General features: G+C 65.2%; 23 protein-coding genes. 16 read left to right on the top strand and 7 right to left on the bottom strand.

Annotation, left to right across the window (positions count from 1 at the left end):
- Positions 1–116: 116 nt before the first annotated feature.
- The 4 genes from JVX91_RS21450 to JVX91_RS21465 all read left to right on the top strand — a co-directional run bounded on the left by JVX91_RS21450 (position 117) and on the right by JVX91_RS21465 (position 5,595).
- Entirely contained in the window at positions 117–1,247 is a 1,131-nt protein-coding gene (locus tag JVX91_RS21450) for an NAD(P)-dependent alcohol dehydrogenase (protein ID WP_205336156.1), read from the top strand.
- A gap of 83 nt (positions 1,248–1,330) precedes the next feature.
- Complete coding sequence (locus JVX91_RS21455) at positions 1,331–2,818, top strand: benzaldehyde dehydrogenase (RefSeq protein WP_205336157.1); 1,488 nt, start codon at positions 1,331–1,333, stop codon at positions 2,816–2,818.
- Positions 2,819–2,946: 128 nt separating this feature from the next.
- Positions 2,947–4,299: an outer membrane beta-barrel protein gene (locus tag JVX91_RS21460; RefSeq protein WP_205336158.1), complete on the top strand. Its 1,353-nt coding sequence runs from the start codon at positions 2,947–2,949 to the stop codon at positions 4,297–4,299.
- 45 nt (positions 4,300–4,344) lie between these two features.
- On the top strand, positions 4,345–5,595 hold the full coding sequence (locus tag JVX91_RS21465) for an MFS transporter (RefSeq protein ID WP_205336159.1): 1,251 nt from the start codon (positions 4,345–4,347) through the stop codon (positions 5,593–5,595).
- A gap of 27 nt (positions 5,596–5,622) precedes the next feature.
- Here JVX91_RS21465 and rhtA read toward each other — a convergent pair whose 3' ends face one another.
- The gene (rhtA, locus tag JVX91_RS21470; protein WP_205336160.1) at positions 5,623–6,498 is read right to left on the bottom strand and encodes a threonine/homoserine exporter RhtA; all 876 of its coding nucleotides are present in this window, start codon (positions 6,496–6,498) and stop codon (positions 5,623–5,625) included.
- Positions 6,499–6,550: 52 nt separating this feature from the next.
- On the opposite strand from rhtA, the gene JVX91_RS21475 reads away from it, so the two are divergent.
- On the top strand, positions 6,551–7,153 hold the full coding sequence (locus JVX91_RS21475; RefSeq protein WP_205336161.1) for an XRE family transcriptional regulator: 603 nt from the start codon (positions 6,551–6,553) through the stop codon (positions 7,151–7,153).
- A 349-nt stretch (positions 7,154–7,502) separates the two neighbouring features.
- Here the strand turns inward: JVX91_RS21475 and phnX are convergent, their stop codons facing one another.
- Both phnX and JVX91_RS21485 read right to left on the bottom strand, forming a co-directional pair.
- Entirely contained in the window at positions 7,503–8,330 is an 828-nt protein-coding gene (gene phnX, locus JVX91_RS21480; RefSeq protein ID WP_205336162.1) for a phosphonoacetaldehyde hydrolase, read from the bottom strand.
- A 34-nt stretch (positions 8,331–8,364) separates the two neighbouring features.
- Entirely contained in the window at positions 8,365–9,480 is a 1,116-nt protein-coding gene (locus JVX91_RS21485) for a 2-aminoethylphosphonate--pyruvate transaminase (protein ID WP_205336163.1), read from the bottom strand.
- Between the two features lie 149 nt (positions 9,481–9,629).
- On the opposite strand from JVX91_RS21485, the gene JVX91_RS21490 reads away from it, so the two are divergent.
- A complete protein-coding gene (locus tag JVX91_RS21490) occupies positions 9,630–10,490 on the top strand; it encodes a LysR substrate-binding domain-containing protein (RefSeq protein ID WP_205336164.1) in 861 nt (286 codons plus the stop codon).
- A gap of 162 nt (positions 10,491–10,652) precedes the next feature.
- On the opposite strand, the gene JVX91_RS21495 is transcribed toward JVX91_RS21490, so the two are convergent.
- Complete coding sequence (locus JVX91_RS21495) at positions 10,653–11,531, bottom strand: LysR substrate-binding domain-containing protein (protein WP_205336165.1); 879 nt, start codon at positions 11,529–11,531, stop codon at positions 10,653–10,655.
- A gap of 339 nt (positions 11,532–11,870) precedes the next feature.
- On the opposite strand from JVX91_RS21495, the gene JVX91_RS21500 reads away from it, so the two are divergent.
- The 9 genes from JVX91_RS21500 (at position 11,871) to JVX91_RS21540 (ending at position 21,706) form a co-directional block, all read left to right on the top strand.
- A complete protein-coding gene (locus JVX91_RS21500) occupies positions 11,871–13,229 on the top strand; it encodes an MFS transporter (protein WP_205336166.1) in 1,359 nt (452 codons plus the stop codon).
- A gap of 47 nt (positions 13,230–13,276) precedes the next feature.
- Positions 13,277–13,633 carry a RidA family protein gene (locus tag JVX91_RS21505; RefSeq protein ID WP_205336167.1) on the top strand — a complete coding sequence of 119 codons (357 nt, stop codon included), beginning with the start codon at positions 13,277–13,279 and terminating at the stop codon, positions 13,631–13,633.
- A 14-nt stretch (positions 13,634–13,647) separates the two neighbouring features.
- Complete coding sequence (locus tag JVX91_RS21510) at positions 13,648–15,036, top strand: FAD-dependent oxidoreductase (protein ID WP_205336168.1); 1,389 nt, start codon at positions 13,648–13,650, stop codon at positions 15,034–15,036.
- Between the two features lie 166 nt (positions 15,037–15,202).
- On the top strand, positions 15,203–15,724 hold the full coding sequence (locus tag JVX91_RS21515; protein ID WP_205336169.1) for a sigma-70 family RNA polymerase sigma factor: 522 nt from the start codon (positions 15,203–15,205) through the stop codon (positions 15,722–15,724).
- Between the two features lie 95 nt (positions 15,725–15,819).
- Positions 15,820–16,740 (top strand): FecR domain-containing protein, encoded by a 921-nt coding sequence (locus tag JVX91_RS21520; protein WP_205340068.1) that lies wholly within the window; start codon positions 15,820–15,822, stop codon positions 16,738–16,740.
- Positions 16,741–16,863: 123 nt separating this feature from the next.
- A complete protein-coding gene (locus tag JVX91_RS21525) occupies positions 16,864–19,461 on the top strand; it encodes a TonB-dependent receptor (RefSeq protein ID WP_205336170.1) in 2,598 nt (865 codons plus the stop codon).
- Positions 19,462–20,246: 785 nt separating this feature from the next.
- A complete protein-coding gene (locus tag JVX91_RS21530; RefSeq protein ID WP_205336171.1) occupies positions 20,247–20,846 on the top strand; it encodes a biliverdin-producing heme oxygenase in 600 nt (199 codons plus the stop codon).
- Between the two features lie 43 nt (positions 20,847–20,889).
- Positions 20,890–21,276 carry a YbaN family protein gene (locus tag JVX91_RS21535; RefSeq protein WP_240201786.1) on the top strand — a complete coding sequence of 129 codons (387 nt, stop codon included), beginning with the start codon at positions 20,890–20,892 and terminating at the stop codon, positions 21,274–21,276.
- Positions 21,277–21,334: 58 nt separating this feature from the next.
- Entirely contained in the window at positions 21,335–21,706 is a 372-nt protein-coding gene (locus JVX91_RS21540; RefSeq protein WP_205336172.1) for a YajD family HNH nuclease, read from the top strand.
- Between the two features lie 186 nt (positions 21,707–21,892).
- On the opposite strand, the gene JVX91_RS21545 is transcribed toward JVX91_RS21540, so the two are convergent.
- From JVX91_RS21545 to JVX91_RS21555, 3 genes are all read right to left on the bottom strand, one after another.
- Positions 21,893–22,888 (bottom strand): LLM class flavin-dependent oxidoreductase, encoded by a 996-nt coding sequence (locus tag JVX91_RS21545; protein WP_205336173.1) that lies wholly within the window; start codon positions 22,886–22,888, stop codon positions 21,893–21,895.
- Positions 22,889–23,230: 342 nt separating this feature from the next.
- On the bottom strand, positions 23,231–23,644 hold the full coding sequence (locus tag JVX91_RS21550; RefSeq protein ID WP_205336174.1) for an arsenate reductase ArsC: 414 nt from the start codon (positions 23,642–23,644) through the stop codon (positions 23,231–23,233).
- 80 nt (positions 23,645–23,724) lie between these two features.
- The gene (locus JVX91_RS21555; protein WP_205336175.1) at positions 23,725–24,216 is read right to left on the bottom strand and encodes a DUF1543 domain-containing protein; all 492 of its coding nucleotides are present in this window, start codon (positions 24,214–24,216) and stop codon (positions 23,725–23,727) included.
- Between the two features lie 165 nt (positions 24,217–24,381).
- Between JVX91_RS21555 and JVX91_RS21560 the strand changes: the two genes are divergently transcribed.
- On the top strand, positions 24,382–25,062 hold the full coding sequence (locus JVX91_RS21560; RefSeq protein WP_205336176.1) for a TetR/AcrR family transcriptional regulator: 681 nt from the start codon (positions 24,382–24,384) through the stop codon (positions 25,060–25,062).
- Positions 25,063–25,115 lie beyond the last annotated feature (53 nt).

Below are 25,115 nucleotides of genomic sequence, written 5' to 3' on the forward strand. Positions count from 1 at the left end.
TCGGCCACCGTCTCGTATCTGCCGTTTCCTGGAGAGCACGCCGTGCTGGGTGACAGGTCGTCCTGAACGCCGCCGAGCCATCTGCCGTTGAAACCAAACAGAAGAGGAAACCACCCATGCACATCAAGGCTGCTGTCGTCCGGGAATCCGGCGGTCCGTTCCTCATCGAGGACCTTGAACTGGAGGCACCACAGGCAGGGGAAGTGCTGGTCAGGATCGTTGCCTGCGGCATCTGCCATACCGACCTGATCATTCGCGACCAGTATTACCCGACGCCGCTGCCCATCGTCCTCGGGCATGAAGGAGCCGGCGTCGTCGAGGCGGTGGGGCCTGGCGTGAAGTCCGTCAGGCCGGGCGACCATGTGCTGATGTCGTTCGCCTACTGCGGCAACTGCCCCAGCTGCCTGGACGGCGCGCCCTCCTACTGCTGGCATCACATGGAGATGAATTTCTCGGGCATGCGCTACTCGGGAAAAGCCTGGGACGTCCCGGCTCCCCTGCTGCGCCGCTTGCCTTCGGGGAAGCCGGAACGAATCAATGGCGCGTTCTTCAACCAGTCCGCCTTAGCCACCCATGCAATCGCCACCGAACAGAACGTCGTGGTGGTCGCGCCGGACCTGGACCTGAAGACTCTCGCGCCCCTGGGCTGCGGATTCCAGACCGGCGCGGGCGCAATATTGAATACGCTGCGACCGGAAGTGGGATCGTCGCTGGTCATCCTGGGCGCCGGCAACGTGGGCCTGGCGGCACTGATGGCCGCGGTCGTGGCGCGCTGCTCGCCGATCATCGTCATCGACCAGGTACCGGCCCGGCTCGAATTGGCAACCTCATTGGGAGCCACCCACGTGATCGATGCGTCCCGTGTCGATGCGCTCGACGCGGTGATGAAGCTGTGCCCCGGCGGCGTGCGCTACGCCCTCGAGACAACGGGCAATCCCGGCGTCCTGCAGGGCGCCTTCGAAATGCTCCAGACCCGTGGTGTCTGCGGCTTGATCGGCGGCTCGCGGATCGGCACCAAGGCCAGCTTCGACATGACCCACCTGCTGTTCGGGCGCACGGTGCGGGGCATTCTCCAGGGCGACAGCAAGCCGAAGAAATTTCTTCCGCAACTGATCGAGCTGTTCCGCCAGGGACTGTTCCCTGTCGATAGGCTGGTGCGCTTCTACCCCCTGGAAGACATCGAGCACGCCATCGCCGACATGAAGTCCGGCCAAGTCATCAAGCCGGTCCTGCTGATGGAGCGATAAAGCGCACAGCGTTGCTGATGGCAACGGCGGAACCCCCGAATCAATACAGCCAAACAGTGAATACTCTGCCGAGGAGTTGATCCATGAATCATTCAGTTGAGCACGCTCAGGGATTGTTATCCGACGCCGCGACCTGGCAAGGGAAAATCTATAACGGCACCTGGTGCGCTGGCGGTCTCGGCAAACATCCGGTGCTGGACAAGGCAACCGCCGAGCCCTGCTGGAGCGTGGGATTTGCCAACGCGGAGGACGTGGAGCAAAGCGCCGGGATTGCCCAGCGTGCGCAGCGCTCCTGGGCGCAGCTGCCAGCGCCGCTGCGCGGCGATATCCTCAGGCGCCTGTCGGAACTGGTGCTCGAACATCGGGAGGAAATCGCCTGGCTGATCGTGCGGGAAACCGGCTCGATCCAGGGCAAGGCCGACTGGGAAGTGCAGATGACCGCACGGGAAATCCTCGAGGGCGCGGCCTTGTGCAGCCAGCCGTCGGGCATCCTGACGGCGACGGCGGAACCTGGCAGACAAAGCATTGCCCGGCGCATCCCGCTGGGGGTGGTGGGCATCATCACCCCGTGGAACTCGCCACTCCTGCTTGGCGCGCGCGCCATAGCACCGGCCTTGGCAATGGGCAACGCGGTGCTGCTCAAACCCGACCAACAGACGCCCATCTGCGGTGGGGTGGTCTTCGCGCGGCTGCTCGAACTCGCCGGCCTGCCCCAGGGGCTGTTCCATGTCCTGCCGGGGCCGGGAGAGACCGGTGCCGCCGTGGTGGGCAATCCTCGGGTCGAGATGATCAGCTTCACCGGCTCCACCCGCACCGGCCGGGAGATCGGTCGGGTTGCCGGCGGCATGCTCAAGCGAGTCGCCCTGGAGTTGGGCGGCAACAACCCATTCATCGTGCTGGATGATGCGGACATCGACCTGGCAGCGCGGGCTGGCGCGTGGGGCTCCTTCTTCCACCAGGGGCAGATTTGCATGAGCACCGGACGCCATCTCGTCCATGCTCGCGCCCTGGATGCCTACGTGGACGCACTCATCGCCCGCAGCCAGGGATTGCGGGTGGGCAATCCAGCCGAGGACGATGTGCAGCTCGGGCCGATGATCAACGAGACCCAGGCCGCCAATGTGGAGCGCCTGATCGCAGAGTCTCTCGCCATGGGCGCAACGCTGCGCAGTGGTGGCACGCGCAGCGGCCTCTACTTCCAGCCAACCGTCGTGACCGGGGTCAAGCCAGGCATGCCGTTGTTCGAGGAGGAAATCTTCGGGCCGGTGGCAGCCATCACGGAGTTCCAGGGAGATGACGAGGCGATCGAGCTCGCCAACCTGGGTGAATACGGCCTCTCGGCGGCAGTGGTCTCGCCGAACCTCGCGCGCGCCCAGCGTGTCGCGGATCGACTGCAAGCGGGGATCGTTCATATCAACGATCAAACCCTGCTGCATGAAGTCTTCGGGCCTATCGGCGGAGTGGGCGCATCGGGCAATGGCGCCAACTACAGCACACTCACCAATGCCGATCAGTTCAGCGAATGGCAATGGCTGACCGTGCGCGCGGAACTTCCCATGTACCCGTTCTGACCTCAAGGCGGTCGCTGCCGGTTTCAGGGTGACCGCCACCGCCCCATAGATACACGACAACCCCATCCGCTGCCTCGACGTGGCGGACAGGGAAACTCGCGCCATAAAAACAATAAGAGAGCCCCAATATGTCTATCGAGAAGTGCAGTCTGGCCGGCGCGCTGCTGGCAACCACCGCATTATCGTGCGCCCACGCCGAAGTGCCGGACAAAGGCGAAGGAACACTCGCGCGACAACTGTTCGGACCGGCATTGGAAGAGGACTACGGCATCACGGTATCCGGCTTGCTGGATATCGGTTACATCCGCAACAACCGCTCTACGAGCGAAGAGCGTAAAGATGGCCTCAGCAACTCGCCGCTGCCCGGGTTCTCCGATGAAGGCGCCGAATTGGGGTCGCTGCATGTCTTCGTAGACAAGCCGCTCGCTTCCAACTTCATCCCGCGGGTAACGCCCTTGCCCGGTATCAAGCCGGAGGCGTTCTCCTTCGGCTTCAGCATGGAAGCGCTGTATGGTCGAAATGGCCAGTTCGCCCGCACATACGGCTGGGACATGCACTGGCCCGCCAACTCCCCCGGCGACGACGACCCAGCTTCGGCCAAGCGCCACAAGCAACTCTTCCTGGCCATGCCGAATCTCTTTGCAAGCGCCTACCTGCCGTATGGCACGGGCCTGAGCCTGCTTGCAGGCATCTTCGGCCCCGCCATCGGCTATGAAATCCCACCCAACATCCGCGAATCCAGAAACCGCTTCGCCAGCAAGACCTACGCCTTCCTCTCAGAGCCGGGCACCCTGGCGGGCGTGCTGGGAAGTACGCGGCTGCTGGATAGCGAAGCGGGGATCATCGGTCTCGAACTGGGACTGGTGCAGGGGTGGAACAATCTCCGCGATAACAACCATGACAAGTCTGTCACCGGAGCCTTGCGCTGGCGCAGTCCCGACATGGGAACGTGGGTCGATTACGAGTTCATCGTGGGCAATGAGCAGAACTCCAATGCGGACGATGTTCAGTTGTTCGCCTCGCGGGTCATCTCCCCGCACGCCCAATTCAAGCAACAGCACTCCCTGAACGGCTGGCATGCCTTCGACGCGCAGTGGTCACTGGGGGCGGAATTTGTCTATGGCCAGCAGGCTGGCGATGGAAAACCAGAAACGATCAATGCCCTCAACGGCAAGACGTTCGATGGTGCGCAGTGGTGGGGCATCAATAGCGTCGTCACCTATCAGCAACGCAAGGACCTTTCCTATTCGCTACGCGGAGAATACTTCCGCGACCGCGATGGCTACATCCTGCCGGGCGGCCAGCGCGGCGACCTGAATGCCCTGACGGTCGGATTGCGCTACGACGTCAATGCCAACCTGAGTATCCGCCCCGAACTTCGCTACGACTGGTTCGACCCTCTCGAACATGACGCTCCCTTCGGAAATGGCCGCGATCGTACGCAGCTCACCGGCCTCATCGAAGCACTGGTGTACTTCTAAATCCACTACGCCACGGGAGCGCGCTCCTGTGGGAGGAGATCGGCTATGAACAACAAGGCCTGGGACATCAACTATGAGTGGAGTGCGGTACTGCTGCTGGCGGTGGGCTTCGGCCTGGTAGGCCTGGATAGATTCATCATCCTTCCGCTGTTTCCATCGATGATGAAGGACTTGCAGCTCAACTATCAGGACCTGGGCAATATCTCCGCGGTGTTGGCCATTGCCTGGGGAGTAGCCTCCATCCTGATGGGACGCCTGTCTGACCGCGTGGGACGGCGCAAGGTGATCATTCCGGCCGTGGTGGTTTTCTCCCTGCTCGCCGGGTTTTCCGGATTAGCCACCGGGGTCGGTGCGCTGCTGGTCATCAGGGTCGCCATGGGGGCCGCCGAAGGCGCCTTCACACCCACCTCCATTGCCGCCACCGGCGAAGCCTCCCACCCCTCGCGCCTGGGGATGAACATGGGCTTCCAGCAGGCGTTCTTTCCCCTGCTGGGGTTGGGCCTGGCTCCGATACTGGCCACGCAATTACTGCTGGTGCTGCCCTCGTGGCGCTGGGTTTTCGCGGTGGTCGCCTTGCCTGGGCTACTGATCGCCTGGCTGCTGTACCGCACCCTGCGTGAACCGAGCGACGTGGTGACTGCCCAGGCGCTCGTGGAGCCCGTGCCCGCCGCCCACTGGACGACGGTGCTGCGCTACCACAACGTGGTGGTGAACATGCTGGGCATGCTGGTCATGCAGATGTGCCTGAGCGTGGTCGCGGTCATTCTGCCCAACTACCTGACGGACTTTCTGCTGCTGGACATGCAGCAGATGGGCTTCGTCATGTCGGCACTGGGGTTGGGGGGCTTTCTCGGCATGCTCATCGTGCCAGCCATTTCCGATCATCTGGGGCGCAAGCCGGTAGGGTTGCTGTGCTGCCTGGCAACCGCCGTTTGCATCGCCTTGATGATCAATACCGGGGCCCGTCCCTTCATACTGTTCACCTTGCTGGCGCTGGCGATGTTCTTCAATTTCGCCATCGTCTGCATGGTGGTGGGCCCGCTGACCAGCGAATCGGTGCCTGCCGCCCTGACCTCGACGGCCACCGGCATGGTGGTTGGCATTGGCGAAGTGTTCGGTGGCGGCGTGTTTCCCGCGGTGGCGGGGTACATCGCCCAGCACTATGGGATTGAAAAGTCCTTGTACCTGGCGCTGGGCGGAGCGATAGCCGGCTTCCTGGTCATCCTGTTCCTCAGGGAAACGGCACCCGCCGGCAGGCGCAAGGCCGAGCCCTCGCTGGGCCTCGATTCGATGTAACCCAGCGGTCCGGTGGCTGGTGGCTGCTCAGTCCGTCACCAGCGCTGGCTTCGGCCGGCTGCTGAGCGTCGTGCCCACCGAGGCGACGATGATCGCGCCGATGGCGATCCACTGGTGCGAAGTCAGTTGCTCGCCGAGGAAGAACAGGCCGGACAACGCGCCGAAGGCCGGCTCGATGCTCATCAGGGTGCCGAAGGTGCGTGCCGGCAGGCGGGTCAGTGCGACCATTTCCAGGGTGTAGGGCAGCGCGCTGGAGAGGATCGCTACGCCCAGCAGCGCCGGGAACAGGCTGATGTCGAGCAGGGCCATGCCGCTGTGGGCGATGCCGATCGGGGCGATGCAGATGGCCGCGATGGTGATGCCCAGCGCCGCGCCCTGGGCACCCAGGTCGTTGCCGGCGCGCTGGCCGAAGATGATGTAGAGGCCCCAGCAGACACCGGCGCCGAGCGCCAGGGCGGCGCCCTTGGGATCGATGCCGGCACCGAAGTCGGCGATCGGCAGCAGCAGGCCCAGGCCGACCACCGCCATGGCGATCCAGAGGAAGTCGATGGGCTTGCGCGAGTAGAACAGCGCCACCGCCAGCGGCCCGGTGAACTCCAGCGCCACCGCGACACCCAGCGGGATGGTCTGCAGCGACATGTAGAACATCAGGTTCATCAGGCCCAGGTTCAGGCCATAGATGATCAGCGGCTTGAGCGGCTTGTCCTTCAGCGAGACGCGCCACGGACGAAGAATCGCCAGCAGGATGATCGCGGCGAAGATCAGTCGCATCGAGGTGACGCCCTCGGCGCCGAGCACCGGGAACAGGCTCTTGGCGACGGACGCGCCGGTCTGGATCGATGCCATGGAAATGATCAGAACGGCGATGGGGAAGACAGTAGCGAGAAAGCGCGAGCGAGGCATGATGCGGACCTGAACAGGCATTGCAACGGTTGGGAATTCTTGGTTGACTGTTATGCGCAACATAATGCGCAAAAAGGCCAGAATGAGCAATATACTGCCCACACCTTCCGAGCGTCCCAGCGTGCTGGTGCACGTCGCCGATAACGTAAAGATGCTGCGCCGCAACGCCGGCCTGAGCCAGGACGCGTTGGCCAAGGCCTCAGGCGTCAGCCGCCGGATGCTGGTCGGCATCGAGGGCGGCGACAACAACGTCAGCCTCGCGACCCTCGACCGCATCGCCGCCGCGCTGCACGTGACCTTCGCCGACCTGGTGCGCCCACCGGCCACCGGCGGCCTGACCCGCGTCGACGCCGTCGCCTGGGGCGGCCAGCAGGCGGACAGCCGCGGCACCCTCCTCGCCAGTACGCCCGCCTCGCGGCAGGCGGAACTCTGGCACTGGTCGCTGGCTCCCGGCGACCGCTACAACGCCGAGCCGGATGCCGAAGGCTGGTACGACATGGCCTACGTCATCGAAGGCCGGCTGACCATCGTGCTCGCCGAGGAGACGGTGGATGTCGAGGCCGGTGGATTCCATGTGTTCAAGAGCAGCCAGCCGTTTTCCTACCAGAACCATGGGGATGTGCTGGTGCGGTTTGTGCGCAACGTTGTGAATTGAGATCAACGGATAGGCGCGCCTGCCGGCGCTGATCGCGGACAAGGTCCGCTCCTACAGGTCGACTCCCGCGTTTCCAGCTGCGTAGGAGCGGACTCTGTCCGCGATGGTCGTGCCCAGCCCCCTGGTTGATCGGAGCGACGGTTGGTCGATCGCGGACGGAGTCCGCTCCTACGAAAGCGAGCACTCCGCTGACACGGCTTTGGCTTGAAGACTTCCAGAGAAATGTCCGCACGCGCCCGAATGCCCCGTTCAGACAGAACCCCACGCGCACACCAAAGCGGCGCAGAAACACCAAACCCCCAACAAAAAAAGCCCGCAACAAGCGGGCCTTCTTCGTTAACGCTCGGGATCAGCTGCTCTGCGGCATCTCCCCCCGCGCCAGGCGCGCATTGATATCGGCAATCACCGCCGGCAGTTCGGCGATGGTGTCGATCAGGTAGTGCGGGCGCGAGCCTTCGAACATCTGCCCGATGCGACGGCGCTCCTGGTCCAGTTTTTCCGCCGGCAGCGCCTTGTACTGCGCGTAGGTCAGACCCAGGGCGTTGCCCGAACAGGTCAGCGCCACGGTCCACATGCCGGCGCTACGGCCTTCGAGGATGCCCGGCCAGGTGTCGTCGACCTTCACGCAAGCCGCGACATCATTGATGCCCAGGGCAATCACGTTGGCCAGCGCCTGCGCCGGATGCGGGCGACCGTTGGGCACTTCATCGGTGGCCACGACATGGTCGGCGACGTAGCCGTTGGTCTTCGCCAGGGCGACGACCTTCTCCATCACCACCGCCGGATAGCCGGAGCAGGAGCCGATCTTCAGGCCGCCCTTGCGCAACGTGGAGATGGCCTCCAGCGCGCCGGGAATCAGCGCCGAGTGCTCGGCGATCTTCTCGATCTGCAGCGGCATGAAACGCTCGTAGATGGCGGTGACGTCATCGTCGCTCGGCACGCGGCCGAACTTGGCCTTGTAGCGCTCGGCAATGGCCGGGATATCGCACAGGGTGCGGATGTGGTCCCACTTGCCCATGCCCATCGGGCCGCGGGCTTCTTCCAGGCTGACCTGCACGCCGAACTCGGCGAAGGCTTCGACGAAGATCTGGGTCGGCGCGAAGGAACCGAAATCGACCACGGTACCGGCCCAATCGAGGATGGCGGCTTGCAGTTGCTTGGGTTGTTCGTAGTTCATGGCAATCAATCCTGTGGCAAGTAAGTGGCCGGGGTCAGATTTCGAAGACTTCCATCTCTTTCAGCGTCTCGGCGATGGCCGCGACCGCTGCGCGCATGCCGCTGCCGTCGACCTGGCCGATGCAACCGACGCGGAAGGTTTCCACCTGGGTCAGCTTGCCCGGATAGAGAATGAAGCCCTTCTCGCGCACCCGGCCGTAGAACTCGGTGAAGCTGTAGCGGGCGTCGCGCGGAGCGTGGAAGGTGACGATGATCGGCGCCTGGATCTCGGCCGGCAGGAAGCTGCGGAAGCCCAGTTCGGCCATCTCGGCCAGCAGAGTCTGGCAATTGTTTGCGTAACGCTGATGACGGGCCGCGAGGCCGCCCTCTTCCTCGTACTGGCTCAGCGCTTCGTGCAGCGCGGCGACCACGTGGGTCGGCGGGGTGAAGCGCCACTGGCCGGTCTTGGCCATGTAGGCGTGCTGGTCCTGCAGGTCCATGGACAGCGAATGGCAGTTGCCGGCGCTGGCATTCAGCGCGGTGCTGCGGGCGAAGACGAAGCCCATCCCCGGCACGCCTTCCAGGCACTTGCCGGAGGCGGCGATCAGCGCGTCGAAGGGCACTTCACGGGCGTCGATATCCAGCGCGCCGAAGGAACTCATGGCATCGATGATCAGGCGCTTGCCGTGGGACTCGATGACCTTGGCGATGTCCTTGAGCGGATTGAGGATGCCGGTGCTGGTTTCGCAGTGGATCAGCGCGACGTGGGTGACGCTGGGGTCTTCGCGCAGCAGACGATCGACGTCGGCAGCGGTGGTCGGCACATCTTCTTCGGTTTCGAAGATGGAGAACTCGCGGCCGATCACCTGGCAGATCTTCGCCAGGCGCTTGCCGTAGGCGCCGTTGATCAGCACCAGCACCTTGCCGTCACGCGGCACCAGGGTGCCCACGGCGGCTTCGACGGAGAAGGTGCCGCTACCCTGCAGGGGCACGCAGGTGTGGGTCTGCTCGCCATGGATGATCGCCAGCAGGCGCTTGCAGACATCGGCGGTCAGCTCGTTGAAGTCGCTGTCCCAGGAGCCCCAGTCGACCATCATGGCGCGACGGGTGCGGGGGGACGTGGTCAGCGGACCGGGAGTCAGCAGGATGGGGGCTCGCTCGGCAGTGCTCATGCTCGATTCCTCTTTCGTGGGAACGTCGTCAGGGCTGAATTCGGTTGGGGCCCGGCGTCATCGCCGTGGCCTGGGCATAACTTGCCGACGGGCCAGATATCGTTCAAATTGTTTATCACGATGCACTGCATAAGCCGGACATATACCTGATGAATCTCTTCCAGCTCCGCGCCTTCGACGCCGTCGCCCGCGAACGCAGCTTCACCCGCGCCGCCGAGCGCCTGTTCATCAGCCAGCCGGCCGTGACCGGGCACGTGAAGGCGCTGGAGGAGCACTACCAGGTCAACCTGTTCCGCCGCACCGCGCGGGGTGTGGAGCTGACCCAGGACGGCATTCGGTTGTCCGCCATCAGCCGCACGCTGTTCGCCCTGGAGGAAGAAGCCGAGGCCATGCTCGACGCCAGCCGCGAGTTGGTCACCGGGCGCATCGAGGTGGCCGCCGACGGCCCGCACCTGGTGATGCCGATGCTTGCCCGACTGCGTGCACGCTACCCCGGCATCACCGTCAACCTGCGCCTGGGCAACGCCCAGGAAACCCTCGCCGCACTACTGGACGAACACGTCGATATCGCCGTGCTGACCGAAGTGGAGCCGCGCGCCGGGCTGTTCCTGCGCGGGCTGGTGGAGTCGCGCATCTGCGCACTGGTGCCAGCCAGCCATGTATGGGCCGGGTCAGTCGGCGAACTGCCGCTGGCTGAACTGGACCAGCAGATCATGGTGCTGCGCGAACCCGACTCGATCACCCGCCGCACCTTCGATGCGGCGTGCGCGGCGCAAGCGATAGAACCGCGCGTCCTGCTGGAGCTCGACAGCCGCGAGGCGGTGACCGAGGCGGTGGCGGCGGAGCTGGGGATCGGCATCGTGTCGTCGATGGAGGTCAGCCCCGATCCGCGGGTGAAGGCCATTCCCCTGAGCGGCGAGGGCCTGCTGAATCGACACGCCATCGGCTGCCTGGAGCGCCGCCGGGGATTACGGGTGGTGAGTGCGTTTCTGGAGTTGGCGGAGGGCTGATAGTCATCGCCTGTGAATCGACTTTAGGAGCGCCGCGCGCCGATATCCCCTGTAGGGTGCATAACGCCTAGGGCGTTATCCGCCGTCCTGGCGGATAACCCGTTCCGGGTTATTCGCCCTACAGGTGCCGACGGAACCTTCGGATGAATGCGAACAGCCGCCCTACTCCGCCGGCAAATCTTCCTTCACCAGATCTAGAAACGTCGCCACGATCCGCCGCGTGCTTTGCTCGCGCAGGCACACCAGGGTCTCGCTCATGTGCCTTTCGCAATCGACGATGGGTAGCGCCTGGACGCGGTTGTCCGAACCGAATTCCGCCGCCGATACCACGCCCACGCCAATGCCTGCCACCACCGCTTCGCGCGCGGCTTCACGACCTTCGACCTCGATGGCCGCGCGCATGCGCAAGCCGGCGCGGCGCATTTCCTCTTCCAGGGTCTGCCGAGTGACCGAACCGTGCTCGCGTATCACCAGGGGGGCATCGTCCAGATCGGCCAGATGGATCGATTCGCGATCCGCCCAGGGATGGCCACTGGCGACGAAGGCAACGATGGGATCTCGACGCAGGGTGAAGGACACCAGCCGCTCGTCCTCCACGGCGCGGCCCAACAGCGCCAGGTCGGCGCGATAGCCGAACAGCGCCTGCAACGACTCGTCGGTGTTGCCCGTTTCGATACGCACGCGGATGCCGGGATGGCGCTGGCAGAACAGCGCCACCTGCGGCAGAAGGTGCACCGCCGCGTCCACGGCCAGAACCAGGCTGCCGGTCTGCAGGGCACTGGATTCCTGCAACAGCTCCTGCGCCTCGGCCTCGATCACGAACAGACGCTGCGTCACCGCCAGCAGGCGTTCGCCCAATTCCGTCAGGCGCACCGAGCGCTTGTTGCGATGGAACAGCAGCACGCCGTAGCGCTCTTCCAGCTTGCGTACTTGGTCGGAAACGGCCGGCTGGGTGAGGAACAGGCGCTCGGCGGCGCGGGTGAAGCTGCCGTGCACGGCGACGGCGTGGAAGGCTTTGAGCTGGGCGTGGGAAACGGACATCCGGACATTCCTCGCAAAGCAGCGAACTGACCGCCTCCCCGGAAAATCGACGGAAAGCGACTACAGGGTCATGCGACCGAGGCGAAGGTCGCACAGCAACTCTCTTACAAGGAAAACTTATTTTTAAAATTTGATAAATCGATTTCAGTTATTTGTTCGGAATTGTTTCTATCGCCTCACCGCCGCTTCCCACAAGTATTTCGGCGGTACCCAAGACAGCCTCCGTGCTTCTGACCCGCACCCCCTACCGGTGCGACGTGCTCCCGCTCTTAAAACAACAAGAACAAGAAAAGCTCAACGACTGCCGGCACAGCACAACAACAAAAACGAGGTCAGATCATGCTCAACCCTCACGGCAACGCAGCATCGCGCTCGCCCTTCGCATCGATCCAACGCTGGCGCTGGCAGATCTTCGCCATCACCTGGCTGGCCTACGCGGCCTTCTACTTCACCCGCAAGGCTTTCTCGGTGGCCAAGCTGGGCATCGGCGAGGACCCTACCTTCCACCTCGACAAGGCCATGATGGCCAACCTCGACGCCACCTACCTCGCGGCCTACGCCGTGGGCCAGTTCACCTGGGGTGTGCTCGCCGATCGCTTCGGCCCGCGCGTGGTGGTGCTCGGCGGCCTGGTGATTTCCGCCGGCGCGGCCATCGTCATGGGCACCTGGGCGACCCTGCCGGTGTTCGCCACCTGCATGGTCATCCAGGGGCTCGCGCAATCCACCGGCTGGTCGGGGCTGTGCAAGAACATCGGCAGTTTCTTCGCCACCCACGAACGCGGCCGCATCCTCGGCCTGTGGAGCACCTGCTACGCCTTCGGTGGGCTGGTCGCCTCGCCCTTCGCCGGCTGGTGGGCGTACTCGGTGTTCGGCACCTGGCACGCGGCCTTCTACTCCAGCGCCGCGGTGGTCGGTGGCGTGGCCCTGCTGTTCCTGCTGCTGCAACGCAACCGTCCGCAAGACGTCGGCCTGCCGCCGGTAGAAGCCGAACCCGAGGCCGTGCGCTACGCCGGCTTCAAGCCCGAGGGGCAGAACCCAGGCGTCCGCGAAACCCTCAGCCTGGTGCTGGGCAACCGCACCGTACTGACCCTGGGCCTGGCCTACTTCCTGCTCAAGCCGGCGCGCTACGCCATCCTCCTGTGGGGACCGGTGATCGTCTATGAGCGCATGCCCGGCCTGGGCAAGGTGGGCGCGGCGATCCTGCCGACCTCCTTCGAGATCGCTGGCCTGCTCGGCCCGATCCTGATCGGCCTGGCCTCGGACAAGATCTTCGGCGCACGGCGCATGCCGGCCTGCGTGATCAGCCTGATCGCCCTCACCGCCTGCCTGGCGCTGTTCGTCCCGGCCATGCAGACCGGCAGCAGCCTGATGGTATTCGCCCTGCTGTTCATGATGGGCCTGACCCTCTACGGACCGGACTCGATGATCAGCGGTTCGGCCGCCATCGACTTCGGCACCGGCAAGGCCGCTGCCACCGCTGCGGGCTTCGTCAACGGCTGCGGCTCGGTGGGCGCGATCCTCGGCGGCCTGCTGCCCGGCTACTTCGATACCTACAGCGTGTTCATCGGCTTCACCATTGCCGCGCTGGTTTCCGCCGCCATCCTGCTGCCGCACTGGAACAGCCTGCCGGAGGGCGCCGCGTCCTCGGCCGCGCGCGTCCCCAACCGCTCCGTGAAGGTACGCATGGCGCGCTCCTGAATTCCCCGCACAAGGACGTGCGCCCACCCGCCCCACAGGTAGACCCCATGAACATCGAACGCTTCGGCGTGGTGAAACGCCGCGCCGAGATGGTCCTGCACGACCGCACGCTGTACATCGGCGGCCAGGTCGCCAGCGATACATCCCTCGACATCGAAGGCCAGACCCGGGAAATCCTCCACGGCATCGAGCAACTGCTGCAGAGCGTCGGCGCCGACCGTACCCAGCTGCTGTCGGTGCGCATCCTGCTGGCCGACCGCGCGGATTACGCCGGCCTGAACGCCGTGTGGGACGACTTCTTCCCCCTCGGCCATGCCCCGACCCGCGCCTGCACCCTCGCGCAACTCATCGATCCTGCCTGGCGCGTCGAGATGATCGCCACGGCCGCCCTGCCCGACCATTGACCACGGAGTACGCCATGCGCCCCTTCTGGCTCGAACAGGCCCTGCAGCACGACAGCGAGCGCGCCGCGTCGCTGCAGGAAGACACCCGCGCCGACGTCTGCATCGTCGGTGGCGGCTACACCGGTCTGTGGACCGCGATCATGCTCAAGGAACAGAACCCGGAACTCGACGTGGTGATCGTCGAGGCCGACATCTGCGGCGCCGGCGCCAGCGGGCGCAACGGCGGTTGTGCCCTGTCGTGGTCGGCCAAGTTCTTCACGCTCGAGCGCCTGTTCGGCCTGACCGAGGCGATTCGGCTGGTGCAGGAATCCGAGCGGAGCATCCAGGCCATCGGTGCGTTCTGCACACACTACGGCGTGGATGCCGACTACCGGCTCGACGGCACGCTGTACACCGCCAGCAACGAAGCCCAGGTCGGTGCCACCGACGGGGTCATCGCCGCCCTGGAGAAACACGGCATCAACTCCTTCAGCAAGCGCCCGCTTCAGGATGTGCAGCGCATGGCCGGTTCGCGCAAGCATCTCGAAGGCTGGTTCTCCCCGGCCGCCGCCAGCGTGCAGCCGGGCAAGCTGGTGCGCGGCCTGCGCCGGGTGGCGCTGGAGCTGGGCGTACGGCTGTACGAGGGCACCCCGATGACCGGGCTGGACCACGGCCAGCCCGCCACCGTCCGCACCCCACGCGGCGCGGTCAGCGCCGACCGCGTCGTGCTTGCGATGAACGCCTGGATGGCCCGCGCCTTCCCACAGTTCGAACGCAGCGTGGCGATCGTCTCCAGCGACATGATCATCACCGAGCCGCGCCCGGACCTGCTGCGGGAGATCGGCCTGACGTCCGGGGTCACCGTGCTGGATTCGCGCATCTTCGTGCACTACTACCACAACACCCCGGACGGCCGGATCATGCTCGGCAAGGGTGGCAACACCTTCGCCTACGGCGGCCGCATGCTGCCGGTGTTCGACCGCCCCTCGCCCTACCTCGACCTGCTGCGCGAAAGCCTGGCGGACTTCTTCCCGGCCTTCGCCGAGGTCCCCATCGCGGCGAGCTGGAACGGCCCGTCCGACCGCTCGGTGACCGGCCTGCCGTTCTTCGGCCAGTTGGGCGACGCGGGCAACGTGTTCTATGGCTTCGGCTATTCCGGCAGCGGTGTCGGGCCCTGCCACATGGGCGGGCAGATCCTCAGTTCACTGGTCCTCGGGCTGGACAACGCGTGGACCCGCTCACCGCTCACACAAGGTCCGCTGGGCTTCTTCCCGCCCGAGCCGATCCGCTACGTCGGCTCGCTGATGGTGCGCAACGCCATTCGCCGCAAGGAGCACGCCGAGGACCGCGGTCAACGGCCACGCCGCCTGGACGTGCGGCTCGCGCGTTTCGCGGCGGCCGCGGGCAAAGCCGACAAGGCCTGAGTTTCCCCTCACCTGCCGGCTGAGGGACTGGGCGAGGCCGCCTTGCGCGCGCCTCGCCCTTTTTCATTTGCCCAGAGACCCGCGGAATTCAGGTTGGCCTTGTGTCGGCAGCCCCTCACGAATAATACTAATTATCATTTGAAAATTATTCCTGCTGGACGCCCTTGTGAGCACTTCCAACCTCGACGCGGTCTTTCTGGCCCAGCGCCTGCCGTTGCTGCGTACGCTCGTACGGATGGTGAAGAACCCGAGCATCGCCGAAGACCTGGTGCAGGAAACCTACCTGCGCGTGGCCCGCACCCTGCTGGAACGGCGCATCGACCACCTGGAACCCTTCCTCTTCCAGACCGGCCGCAACCTTGCGCTGGACCATCTGCGCCACCTGCGCATGCAGTCGCGGACCATGCTCGAGGACGTGCCCTTCGATGTCGTGCAGGCGGTGCCGGCACCCGGCTCCAGCGCCGAGGACCAGTTGCACGCGGAGAAACTGCTGGAACGCCTGGGGGCAACCCTCAGCCAGCTCAGCGAGCGCCAGCAGCGCATCTTCATCCTCAGCCGCCTGCACGGTTGCGGCTACGCGGAGATCGCCGAGCAACTCGGCGTCTCGCCCAGCACGGTACAAAAGGAATTGAAACTGATCATGGCGATCTGCGTCGGGCTGGTGAGCCGGCTGGAGGAATCGGTATGACGGACTACCGCTCGCAGGCCGATTCGACAAGAATACGCGGCCCCCACTCCAAGGACCGCCCCGTGCCCCACGCCACGCCGCCCGATGACCCGCAGATGGCCGAAGCCCTCGACTGGTTGATCCTCGAGGACGACATGGATGCCGCCACCCGCGCGCGCTTCGACGCCTGGCTCGCTGCCAGCGACGGCAATGCGCAGGCATATCGGCGCGTGCGTGATGCCTGGCAGTCACCGCTGCTCAGCACCGCCGCTGCGCGGCTGGAGCGCCGGCTCGTGCAGGGTGCGCCCAGGTCGCGCCGCCGCTCGCGTCTGCTCAGGCCCCTCGCCGCGGCAGCGGTACTGGTGCTCGCGGTGGGCGTCGTGGTCCAGGGCGATCTGCTGACGCGCCTGCGCGCGGACCATCTCACCGCCGTCGGCGAGCGCCAAAAAGTCCAGCTGGCCGACGGTTCCAACGTGCTGCTCAACACCGATACCGCGCTTTCCAGCCGGGTCGACGGCCAGCAGCGCGTGGCACGCCTATACCGTGGCGAGGCCTACTTCGACGTTGCCCACGACCGCAGCCGCCCCTTCGAAGTGGAAGCCGGGCCGGTGCAGGTGACCGTGCGCGGCACCGCGTTCGCCGTGCGCTACCTGGGTAACGAGGCGGAAGTCAGCGTGCAGCGCGGCGAAGTGGACCTGCGCACGCGCCTGGACGATGCCCGCGTCAGCCTCGGTGCCGGCGACAGCATCCGGGTCGGTCCGGAAGGCTTCGGCGAGCGCCAGCACGGCGGCGAGGCGGAATCGCAGCTGGCCTGGGTGAAGGGACGCATGGTGTTCGAGAACTGCCCGATGAGCCAGGTACTGGCCGAGCTGCGTCGCTACTATCCCGGCTGGATCGTAAATACCAACGAGCGCCTGGACAACATCAGCGTCACCGGCAACTGGCGCCTGGACGATCCGCTGGGCGTGGCCCGCTCGCTGGCGCAGATCACCTCCGCCGAGCTGCACGAATACCCGAAACTGCTGATCCTCAATTAATCGCCCGCCCCTGAACTGAAAGTATTTTTACGCGATTCGAAAGGCTCGTTCGTTAAGTCAGAAGCCAATGCAATAGATTCGCATTTACGGATGCGAACAATGACTGACTAAGAGAGCCTCCCGATGACCACCGCTTCTTCGCGTGCCCCTCTGCGCCGGCTGTCCGCGCCGGCCAGCATTTCGTTGCTCGCCCTCTCCATCGGCCTCGCCAGCCTGCCGGCCACCTCCGTCGTCGCGGCGGAAGCCGGGCAGACCCAGGCCGGCTACAGCTTCGACATCGCCCGCCAACCCCTGCCGCAGGCGCTGAACGCCTTCAGCGCGGTCACCGGCTGGCAGGTGGGCGTGGCCGGTGATCTGGCCGACGGCGTGGAATCGCCGGGCGTCAACGGCCGGCTGCCGGCGGAGCGCGCGCTGAAAAGCCTGCTCGCTGGCACCGGCCTCAGCGTCCGCCAGCTCGGCCCGCGCAACGTGGTCCTGGAGCGCAACCTCTCCTCCGTCGCCGAGATGCAGCCGCTCACCGTCACCGCAACCCGCCAGGCGCAGAGCGTCACGTCGGTGCCGACCACGGTCAACGTGGTGAGCCGCGAGGCACTGGACCGCAAGAACGTCAACACCATCAAGGAGCTGGTGCGCGACATGCCCGGCGTCTCGGTCGGCGGCACCGGCAACCGCGCTGGTATCACCGGCTACAACATCCGCGGTATCGATGGCGACCGCGTGCTGACGCAGATCGATGGCGTCGAGCTGCCCAACGGCTTCTTCAACGGCCCCTACGCGCAGACCGAGCGCAACTACGTCGACCCGGAAATCGTCAAGCGCGTCGAAGTACTGCGCGGACCGGCCTCGGCCCTGTATGGCAGCAACGCCATCGGCGGCGCGGTGAGCTACTTCACCCTCGACCCGGACGACATCATCAAGGACGGCAAGGACGTCGGCGCGCGCCTGAAGACCGGCTACAGCTCCGCCGATGACAGCTGGCTGACCTCGGCGACCGTCGCCGGCCGCCACGACGACTTCGACGGCCTGCTGCACCTGAGCCAGCGCAACGGCCACGAGACCGAGTCCTACGGCAGCACCGGCGGTACCGGCCTGTCGCGCACCGAGGCCAACCCGGAAGACGTGCGCACCACCAACGTGCTGGCGAAGCTTGGCTGGAACTATGCCGAGGGCAGCCGCTTCGGCCTGGTCTACGAGAAGTACAAGGACGACGTCGACACCGACCAGAAGAGCGCCTATGGCGGCCCCTACAACAATGGCGGCCCGGCACTCCCGCCCAGTGTCCTGCCCGGCGGCATGTACCAGTGGCGCACCGGCAACGACACCATCACCCGCGAGCGCTACGGCCTGGAGCACTCGCTGCTGCTGGACAGCGCCATCGCTGACCACGCCAAGTGGACCTTCAACTACCAGATCGCCAAGACCGACCAGAGCACCGACGAGTTCTACTATCCGATGACCCGTCAGGTGCTGCGCACCCGCGAGACCCTGTACAAGGAACGCCAGTGGGTGTTCGACCTGCAGCTGGACAAAGCCTTCGCCCTGGGTGACACCGACCACCTGCTGACCTACGGCACCACGCTGAAGCGGCAGAAGGTCACCGGCTACCGCGAGGGCACCGGCACCTGCCTGGCCGTCGGCCGAGGCTGCACCGCCATCGGCGCTCCCAGCGCCAGCGATACCCTGGCCCGCAGCAGCGACTTTCCCGATCCGACCATCGACACCTACGGCCTGTTCGCCCAGGACGAAATCCGCTGGAACGCCTGGACCTTCCTGCCCGGCCTGCGCTATGACCACACGCGCCTGAAACCCCACGTCACCGAGGAGTTCCTCAACACCGTCGACCAGAGCGGCGAAGGCGAGGTGAGCAGCGAAGACAAGAGCTGGCACCAACTCTCGCCGAAGCTGGGCGTGACCTACGCGTTCAACGACAACTACCTGTGGTACGGGCAGTACGCCCAGGGCTTCCGCACCCCCACCGCCAAGGCGCTGTACGGGCGCTTCGACAACCCCACCACCGGCTACCGCGTGGAACCCAACCCGGACCTGGACCCGGAGCGCAGCCAGAGCTACGAGACCGGCCTGCGCGGCAACTTCGAGGAAGGCTCGTTCGACGTCGCCGTCTTCTATAACAAGTACCGCGACTTCATCAACGAAGACGCCATTACACCCGGCTACTCCGAGCCGACCTTCACCAGCAACAACATCAAGCACGCCATCATCAAGGGCGTGGAGATGAAGGGTCGCCTGGAGCTGGGCGCCTTCGGCGCACCGCAGGGCCTCTACACCAAGGGTTCGGTGGCCTACGCCTACGGCCGCAACAAGGACACCGGCGAGCCGATCAATAGCGTCAACCCGCTCACCGGCGTATTCGGCCTGGGCTACGACGAACAGGCCGGCCGCTACGGCGCCCTCCTCGACTGGACCCTGGTCAAGCGCAAGAACCGCGTCGACGATACCCAGTTCAACGCCCCGGACGGCACCAGCAGCCAGTTCAAGACGCCGGGCTTCGGCATCCTCGACCTGACCGGCTACTACAAGCTGACCGACGACCTGACCCTGAACGCCGGCCTCTACAACCTGACCGACAAGAAGTACTGGCTGTGGGATGACGTGCGCGGCTACGACGGTGTCGGCGAAGCGGCGGTGCTGGCCCCGGCCAACCTCGACCGCCTGACGCAGCCGGGCCGTAACTTCGCCATCAACCTGGTGTGGGATATCTGACGCGCAAGGACGCTGGCTGAGCATAGGGCGGATAACCTGGAACAGCAGGTTATCCGCTGCCCGGCTGGCCGCTTCCGCCAATAAAATCCTACGTTGGGCGCTCCCTCTCCCCCGCCCTCTCCCTGAAGGGAGAGGGAGCTATCCGTGCCAGATGAACCTGCATTCTCAGCCGGCACCAATCCAGTCTCCTCTCCCTGAAGGGAGAGGGAGCTATCCGTGCCAGATGAGCCTGCGTTCTCAGCCGGCACCAATCCAGTCCCCTCTCCCTGAAGGGAGAGGGAGCTATCCGTGCCGGATGAACCTGCGTTCTCAGCCCGCACCAATCCAGTCCCCTCTCCCTGAAGGGAGAGGGAGCTATCCGTGCCGGATGAACCTGCGTTCTCAGCCCGCACCAATCCAGTCCCCTCTCCCTGAAGGGAGAGGGAGCTATCCGTGCCAGATAAACCTGCATTCTCAGCCGGCACCAATCCAGCCCCCTCTCCCTGAAGGGAGAGGGAGCTATCCGTGCCGGATGAACCTGCGCTCTCAGCCGGCACCAATCCAGTCCCCTCTCCCTGAAGGGAGAGGGAGCTATCCGTGCCAGATGAACCTGCGTTCTCAGCCGGCACCAATCCAGTCCCCTCTCCCTTCAGGGAGAGGGTTAGGGAGAGGGAACCTACAGGTACAAACCATCATAAAGAGCAACTGCTCCTACACGACGCACCGTGCCTATCCCGACAATCTTTACGCTTTCCAAACGCTGATTCGTCTCGTCTACAAAGACCTGTAATTTCAAGGAATTGGACATGACCACCCTGGAACTCCCCGCCCTGCGCTCGCAGCGCCTGAACGCGCTGACCCACGCCCCCCACGAGCGCCTCGACCACGCCGTGAAGGCCCGCGAGCCCTTCTCCAGCCGCGAGCGTTTCGCCCGCTTCGTGGTCGCCCAGTACCTGTTCCAGTCCGAGCTGCAGGCCCTGTACCAGGACGCCGAGCTGGGCAATATCTTCCCCGACCTGCCGCAGCGCTGCCGTGCCGAGCAGGCGCGCCTGGACCTGGCCGACCTGGATACCGAAGTGCCCGCCCCCGTTGCCGGCGCCGTCAGCCAGCCGAGCCAGGCCCATGCCCTGGGCTGGCTGTTCGTCTCCGAAGGTTCCAAGCTGGGCGCTGCCTTCCTGATCAAGCGCGTCGCCGCGATGGGCCTGGACGAGAACACCGGCGCGCGCCACCTCGGCGAGCCCGAAGGCGGCCGCGCTGAAGGCTGGAAGCGCTTCACCCGCACCCTCGACGCCCTGGAACTGAGCGAAGCCGAGGAACGTGAAGCCGAAGCCGGCGCAATCGCCGCCTTCGAGCGTTTCGCCCACCTGCTGCAGCACAGCTACGACAGTGCTCCCGCCACCGTCTGACGCCGTTGAGCGCGCGCCTGTCGAAGCGGCGCGCGCTACCCCGCTGGGCCCGGCCCGCTCGCGACTGGCGCGCCTGGCCTTTGCCCTGCTCGCCTATGTCAGCCTCGGTGTGGGCATGGTGGGATTGGTCGTGCCGGGCTTGCCGACCACCGAATTCGTCCTACTGGCCGCCTGGGCCGCCTCGAAAAGTTCGCCGCGCCTGTCCGCCTGGCTGGAAAACCACCGGCTGTTCGGCCCCATCCTGCACAACTGGCGCAACGGCCGCGCCGTCGCCCGCCGCGCCAAGATCAGCGCCAGCGTGGCGATGCTCGCCGCCCTGGCAATCATGCTGGTCACCCTGCCCCATGGCCTCTGGCTGTACGCGGTGATCCTCGGCATGGCGGTTGGCAATCTGTGGATCTGGTCGCGCCCGGACATGCCCAGGCCATAGTCAGCGCGCGGCCGCGGACTTATGCTGAAGGTCCGATCCCGCACACTTTCTACGAGCCATGAACCAGCCCACCAGCAAAGTCGACGCCGTCCTCGCCGAAGCCCAGCGCCGCCGCGAAAGCAGCTACCGCGAAAAAGCCCTGAAGATGTACCCCTGGATCTGCGGACGCTGCGCCCGCGAATTCAGTGGCGTGCGCCTGCGCGAACTGACCGTCCACCACCGCGACCACAACCACGACAACAACCCCGAGGACGGCTCCAACTGGGAGCTGCTCTGCCTGTTCTGCCACGACAACGAGCACCAGCGGCAGGTGGACCTGCACTACCAGAACAGCAATGACGCCGGCGCCAAGGGGCCAAAGGTGACGCACAAGGGATTGGCCGGGCTGGCCGACCTGCTGAAGAAGAAGGAAGACGACGGGCAGGCGTGAATCCCACGCCGCCACTGTAGGAGCGGACTCCGTCCGCGATGACTTCCCCCAGCTCCCTGGTCGATTGGAGCGGCGGCGATTTGATCGCGGACGAAGTCCGCTCCTACGCCGCCTGCCGATATCTGGCATGCACTTGTAGGAGCGAGCAAGCTCGCTCCTACAAAACATCTCCCCACGATGGAGCCATCAGCGCAGGCCGGCGACGATCTCCAGCGAACGCAGGCGCAATTCGTGGTCGTAGATGTCGCTGGTGAAGATGATCTCGTCCACGCCAGTCTGCTCCAGCAGGATTTCCAGGCGACTGCGCACCTTCTCCGGACCACCGATCACTGCCAGGCCGAAGAAATTACCGACTGCTTCCTGTTCATGGGGCAGCCACAATCCAGCCATGCTTTTCACCGGCGGCTTCTGCTTCAGGCTGTCGCCACGAATCAGCGCCAGCACTCGCTGGAACGCGGTGGTCGCCAGGTATTCGGCTTCCTCATCGGTCGGCGCCGCCACCAGCGGTACACCGATCATGGCGTAAGGCTTGTCGAGCACCGCCGAGGGCTGGAAGTTCTCGCGATAGATGCGCAGCGCGTCGTGCAGGTAGCGCGGCGCGAAGTGCGAGGCGAAGGCATACGGCAGGCCCTTTTGCGCGGCCAGGTGCGCACTGAACAGACTGGAACCCAGCAGCCAGATCGGCACGTTGGTGCCCTCCCCCGGAATCGCCAGCAGCGACTGCTGCGAACGGCGCGGGCCGAGCAACATTTCCAGCTCTGCCACCTGCTCGGGGAAATCGGCTCCGTCGCCCAGGCGGTCGCGGCGCAGTGCGCGCATGGTGGCCTGGTCGGCGCCCGGCGCGCGGCCCAGGCCGAGGTCAATGCGGCCCGGATACAGCGTCTCCAGGGTGCCGAAGTTCTCCGCCACCACCAGCGGCGGATGGTTCGGCAGCATCACGCCACCGGAGCCGACGCGGATGCGCTCGGTCTTGCCGGCGATGTGGCCAATCAGCACGGCGGTGGCCGAGCTGGCGATACCGTCCATGTTGTGGTGCTCCGCCAGCCAGTAGCGGGTAAAGCCCAGGCGCTCGACGTGCCGGGCAACTTCGACGGCATTATGCAACGCCTCCGCCGCGGTGCCCTGGTCGCGCACGGGCACCAGGTCGAGCATGGAGAAGGCAGTTTCTGACAGGGACTTCATAGGCACTCCGATTCGGGTCACGCAGGCGCCAGTAGACGACGCCGCGGACATGACTTTGAGGGTGACTCTATCGGCGCGATCCCTGGCTGGCCACTTGTCGGGATCGATAGTGCTCATGCCGGCGAGTGATAACGACGCTGGAAGCGCATTGCCATCACCTGTTCACGGGACCGTCACCAGCCTGTCATGCCGCTCCGCCAGACTGCCCTGGCGCTGAAGGACCAGCGCCCCATCTCTGCAGGCATCCGCCGCCAATCCTCCCCAGGCAACGGCGAATCCTGCGGCCTACAAAGCAAAAAGCCCGCATCCTGCGGGCTTTTTGCTTTCCCCCCACCTGAAACGTCATTCGCGGTTTTTCACCATTTCGAAGAGCTTCAGGCGGTCGCTGAGTTCCTGCAAGGTGTGGCGGAATGGATCGTGCTGCTCGCTGTGCGCCGGGTCGACGAAGTTCCACACGATCACTTCGCTGGAGCTGGGCAACTCATCACCCTCGCCGCTGGACTTGTCGCACAGGTCGATCAGGTAATCGAAATGCTGGCCACGGAATTCGTCGATGGATTTGCAGCGCAGCCCTTCGGTGGAGATTCCGGCGTGCTCGAGCACCTCGCGGGCGCGCGGATCGATCGCCGTCGGATGGATGCCCGCGCTGAAGGCTTCGAAATGCTGCCCATCGGTGTGCCGCAGCAGCGCCTCTGCCATCGGCGAACGGGCGTCATTGGCGACACAGACGAACAGGACACGGCGTTTCTCGGTCATGGCTACCTCGGCACGGGAGTCGGCGTTGCGCCCCTTATACGTCAGGTTTTGTGACAGGAATGTGTCGAAACCATGAAGGCTCACAAGACGATGTAATCGCTGCGCTGCACGATGCCTCGGCTCTCGCCCTCGACCAGATGCACGTAGCGCCCGCCAACCTGGTCGATGGCGATGCAGTCATCGACGTCGATCACCGCGTCGGTGTGCGCCTTGTCCCAACTGCGCGGCATGCGCCGCTTCGCGCGGGTCTTGGCCTCGGCGGCGTCGCGGGCGGCCACCAGCACGTACTGGTGCGCCTCGCCGAAACTGCCCATTTCATATCCGCCCAGGTTGACGAAGAACAGGCGCAGGTCGCCCGGTCCGGGCATCGATTCGCTGAATTCGACGCGATAGGCCTCTACGCCATCCACCTCCAGCCAGGAGTCGATGTGCAGGCCTTCCGGGCTACCGAACCAGGCTTCACGCAACTGCGGGTAGGTGGATTTCAGGTTATCGCCGATGACGAAGGCCACGTCATGGATCTCGATCCGTGCACGTGGATGGCGCCCGCCCAGCATGACTACGAACAGCATTTCAGCCCCTTCCTAGGTTACTGAAACGCTCTGACAGAATCGTCATACGTCGGGTTCAATCTAATGGCGGATAAATGGCCATCCGCCAGTGAGCTGTACGGGTGGGCAATCGCTATATAGAAAAGTATATTCTGGTACTTCGTTTCCCTGCCCCGATGTTGCCCCATGCCCCAGACCGCGCCCGCCCCGACGCGCAGACGCCAGCGTCCCGCCCTCAGCATTCGCGACCGTAACCGCCAGCGCATCCTGCTAGCGGCCGGCGAGGAGTTCGCCGAGAAAGGCTTCACCGCCGCCAAGACCCAGGACATCGCCAGCCGCGCCGACCTGCCCAAGTCCAACGTCTATTACTACTTCCAGAGCAAGGAGAACCTCTACCTGCGCCTGCTGGAGAACGTGGTGGACGCTGTGCTCGAAGCGTCGGCGCTGCTGCGCGAATGCGACGATCCGGCCTGGGCGCTGCCCGCGCACATCCGTGCGCGCCTGTACATCGCCCGGCAATGGCCGTACGCCTACAAGGTGTTCGCCAGCGAAATGCTCCACGGTGCACCGCGCCTGCCGCCGGAATGGCTGCAGCGCCTGCAGACGGAATCGCGCCGCAGCCTGGAATGCATCGCCGCCTGGATCGACCGCGGCCTGCTCGCTGCGGTGGACCCGCAGCACCTGCTGCTGAGCATTTCCGCGGCGACCCGTACCTACGTCGATTTCGACTGGCAGATCGCGATGATCACCGGCAAGCCGCAGCCGGATGCCGACGACTTCGAAGCGGCCGCGGCGACCATCACCCGCCTGGTCCTGCGCGGCACCGAGCCCGAGCCGGCGGCACGCCTGCGTCCCTTGCCGCTCTAGCGCGCGCCGGCGTCTGCACTAAGCTGTGGAAGTCCGCACGGCCGCGCGCCGTG

Origin of the sequence: Pseudomonas sp. PDNC002, assembly GCF_016919445.1 — a bacterium.
Taxonomy (GTDB): Bacteria; Pseudomonadota; Gammaproteobacteria; order Pseudomonadales; family Pseudomonadaceae; genus Pseudomonas.

What these genes read in the sequence shown, in the direction of transcription:
- JVX91_RS21450 (WP_205336156.1), top strand. Translation starts at nt 117, where the DNA reads ATGCACATCAAGGCTGCTGTCGTCCGGGAATCCGGCGGTCCGTTCCTC.
- JVX91_RS21455 (WP_205336157.1), top strand. Translation starts at nt 1,331, where the DNA reads ATGAATCATTCAGTTGAGCACGCTCAGGGATTGTTATCCGACGCCGCG.
- JVX91_RS21460 (WP_205336158.1), top strand. Translation starts at nt 2,947, where the DNA reads ATGTCTATCGAGAAGTGCAGTCTGGCCGGCGCGCTGCTGGCAACCACC.
- JVX91_RS21465 (WP_205336159.1), top strand. Translation starts at nt 4,345, where the DNA reads ATGAACAACAAGGCCTGGGACATCAACTATGAGTGGAGTGCGGTACTG.
- rhtA (WP_205336160.1), bottom strand. Translation starts at nt 6,498, where the DNA reads ATGCCTCGCTCGCGCTTTCTCGCTACTGTCTTCCCCATCGCCGTTCTG.
- JVX91_RS21475 (WP_205336161.1), top strand. Translation starts at nt 6,551, where the DNA reads ATGCGCAACATAATGCGCAAAAAGGCCAGAATGAGCAATATACTGCCC.
- phnX (WP_205336162.1), bottom strand. Translation starts at nt 8,330, where the DNA reads ATGAACTACGAACAACCCAAGCAACTGCAAGCCGCCATCCTCGATTGG.
- JVX91_RS21485 (WP_205336163.1), bottom strand. Translation starts at nt 9,480, where the DNA reads ATGAGCACTGCCGAGCGAGCCCCCATCCTGCTGACTCCCGGTCCGCTG.
- JVX91_RS21490 (WP_205336164.1), top strand. Translation starts at nt 9,630, where the DNA reads ATGAATCTCTTCCAGCTCCGCGCCTTCGACGCCGTCGCCCGCGAACGC.
- JVX91_RS21495 (WP_205336165.1), bottom strand. Translation starts at nt 11,531, where the DNA reads ATGTCCGTTTCCCACGCCCAGCTCAAAGCCTTCCACGCCGTCGCCGTG.
- JVX91_RS21500 (WP_205336166.1), top strand. Translation starts at nt 11,871, where the DNA reads ATGCTCAACCCTCACGGCAACGCAGCATCGCGCTCGCCCTTCGCATCG.
- JVX91_RS21505 (WP_205336167.1), top strand. Translation starts at nt 13,277, where the DNA reads ATGAACATCGAACGCTTCGGCGTGGTGAAACGCCGCGCCGAGATGGTC.
- JVX91_RS21510 (WP_205336168.1), top strand. Translation starts at nt 13,648, where the DNA reads ATGCGCCCCTTCTGGCTCGAACAGGCCCTGCAGCACGACAGCGAGCGC.
- JVX91_RS21520 (WP_205340068.1), top strand. Translation starts at nt 15,820, where the DNA reads ATGGCCGAAGCCCTCGACTGGTTGATCCTCGAGGACGACATGGATGCC.
- JVX91_RS21525 (WP_205336170.1), top strand. Translation starts at nt 16,864, where the DNA reads ATGACCACCGCTTCTTCGCGTGCCCCTCTGCGCCGGCTGTCCGCGCCG.
- JVX91_RS21530 (WP_205336171.1), top strand. Translation starts at nt 20,247, where the DNA reads ATGACCACCCTGGAACTCCCCGCCCTGCGCTCGCAGCGCCTGAACGCG.
- JVX91_RS21540 (WP_205336172.1), top strand. Translation starts at nt 21,335, where the DNA reads ATGAACCAGCCCACCAGCAAAGTCGACGCCGTCCTCGCCGAAGCCCAG.
- JVX91_RS21545 (WP_205336173.1), bottom strand. Translation starts at nt 22,888, where the DNA reads ATGAAGTCCCTGTCAGAAACTGCCTTCTCCATGCTCGACCTGGTGCCC.
- JVX91_RS21550 (WP_205336174.1), bottom strand. Translation starts at nt 23,644, where the DNA reads ATGACCGAGAAACGCCGTGTCCTGTTCGTCTGTGTCGCCAATGACGCC.
- JVX91_RS21555 (WP_205336175.1), bottom strand. Translation starts at nt 24,216, where the DNA reads ATGCTGTTCGTAGTCATGCTGGGCGGGCGCCATCCACGTGCACGGATC.
- JVX91_RS21560 (WP_205336176.1), top strand. Translation starts at nt 24,382, where the DNA reads ATGCCCCAGACCGCGCCCGCCCCGACGCGCAGACGCCAGCGTCCCGCC.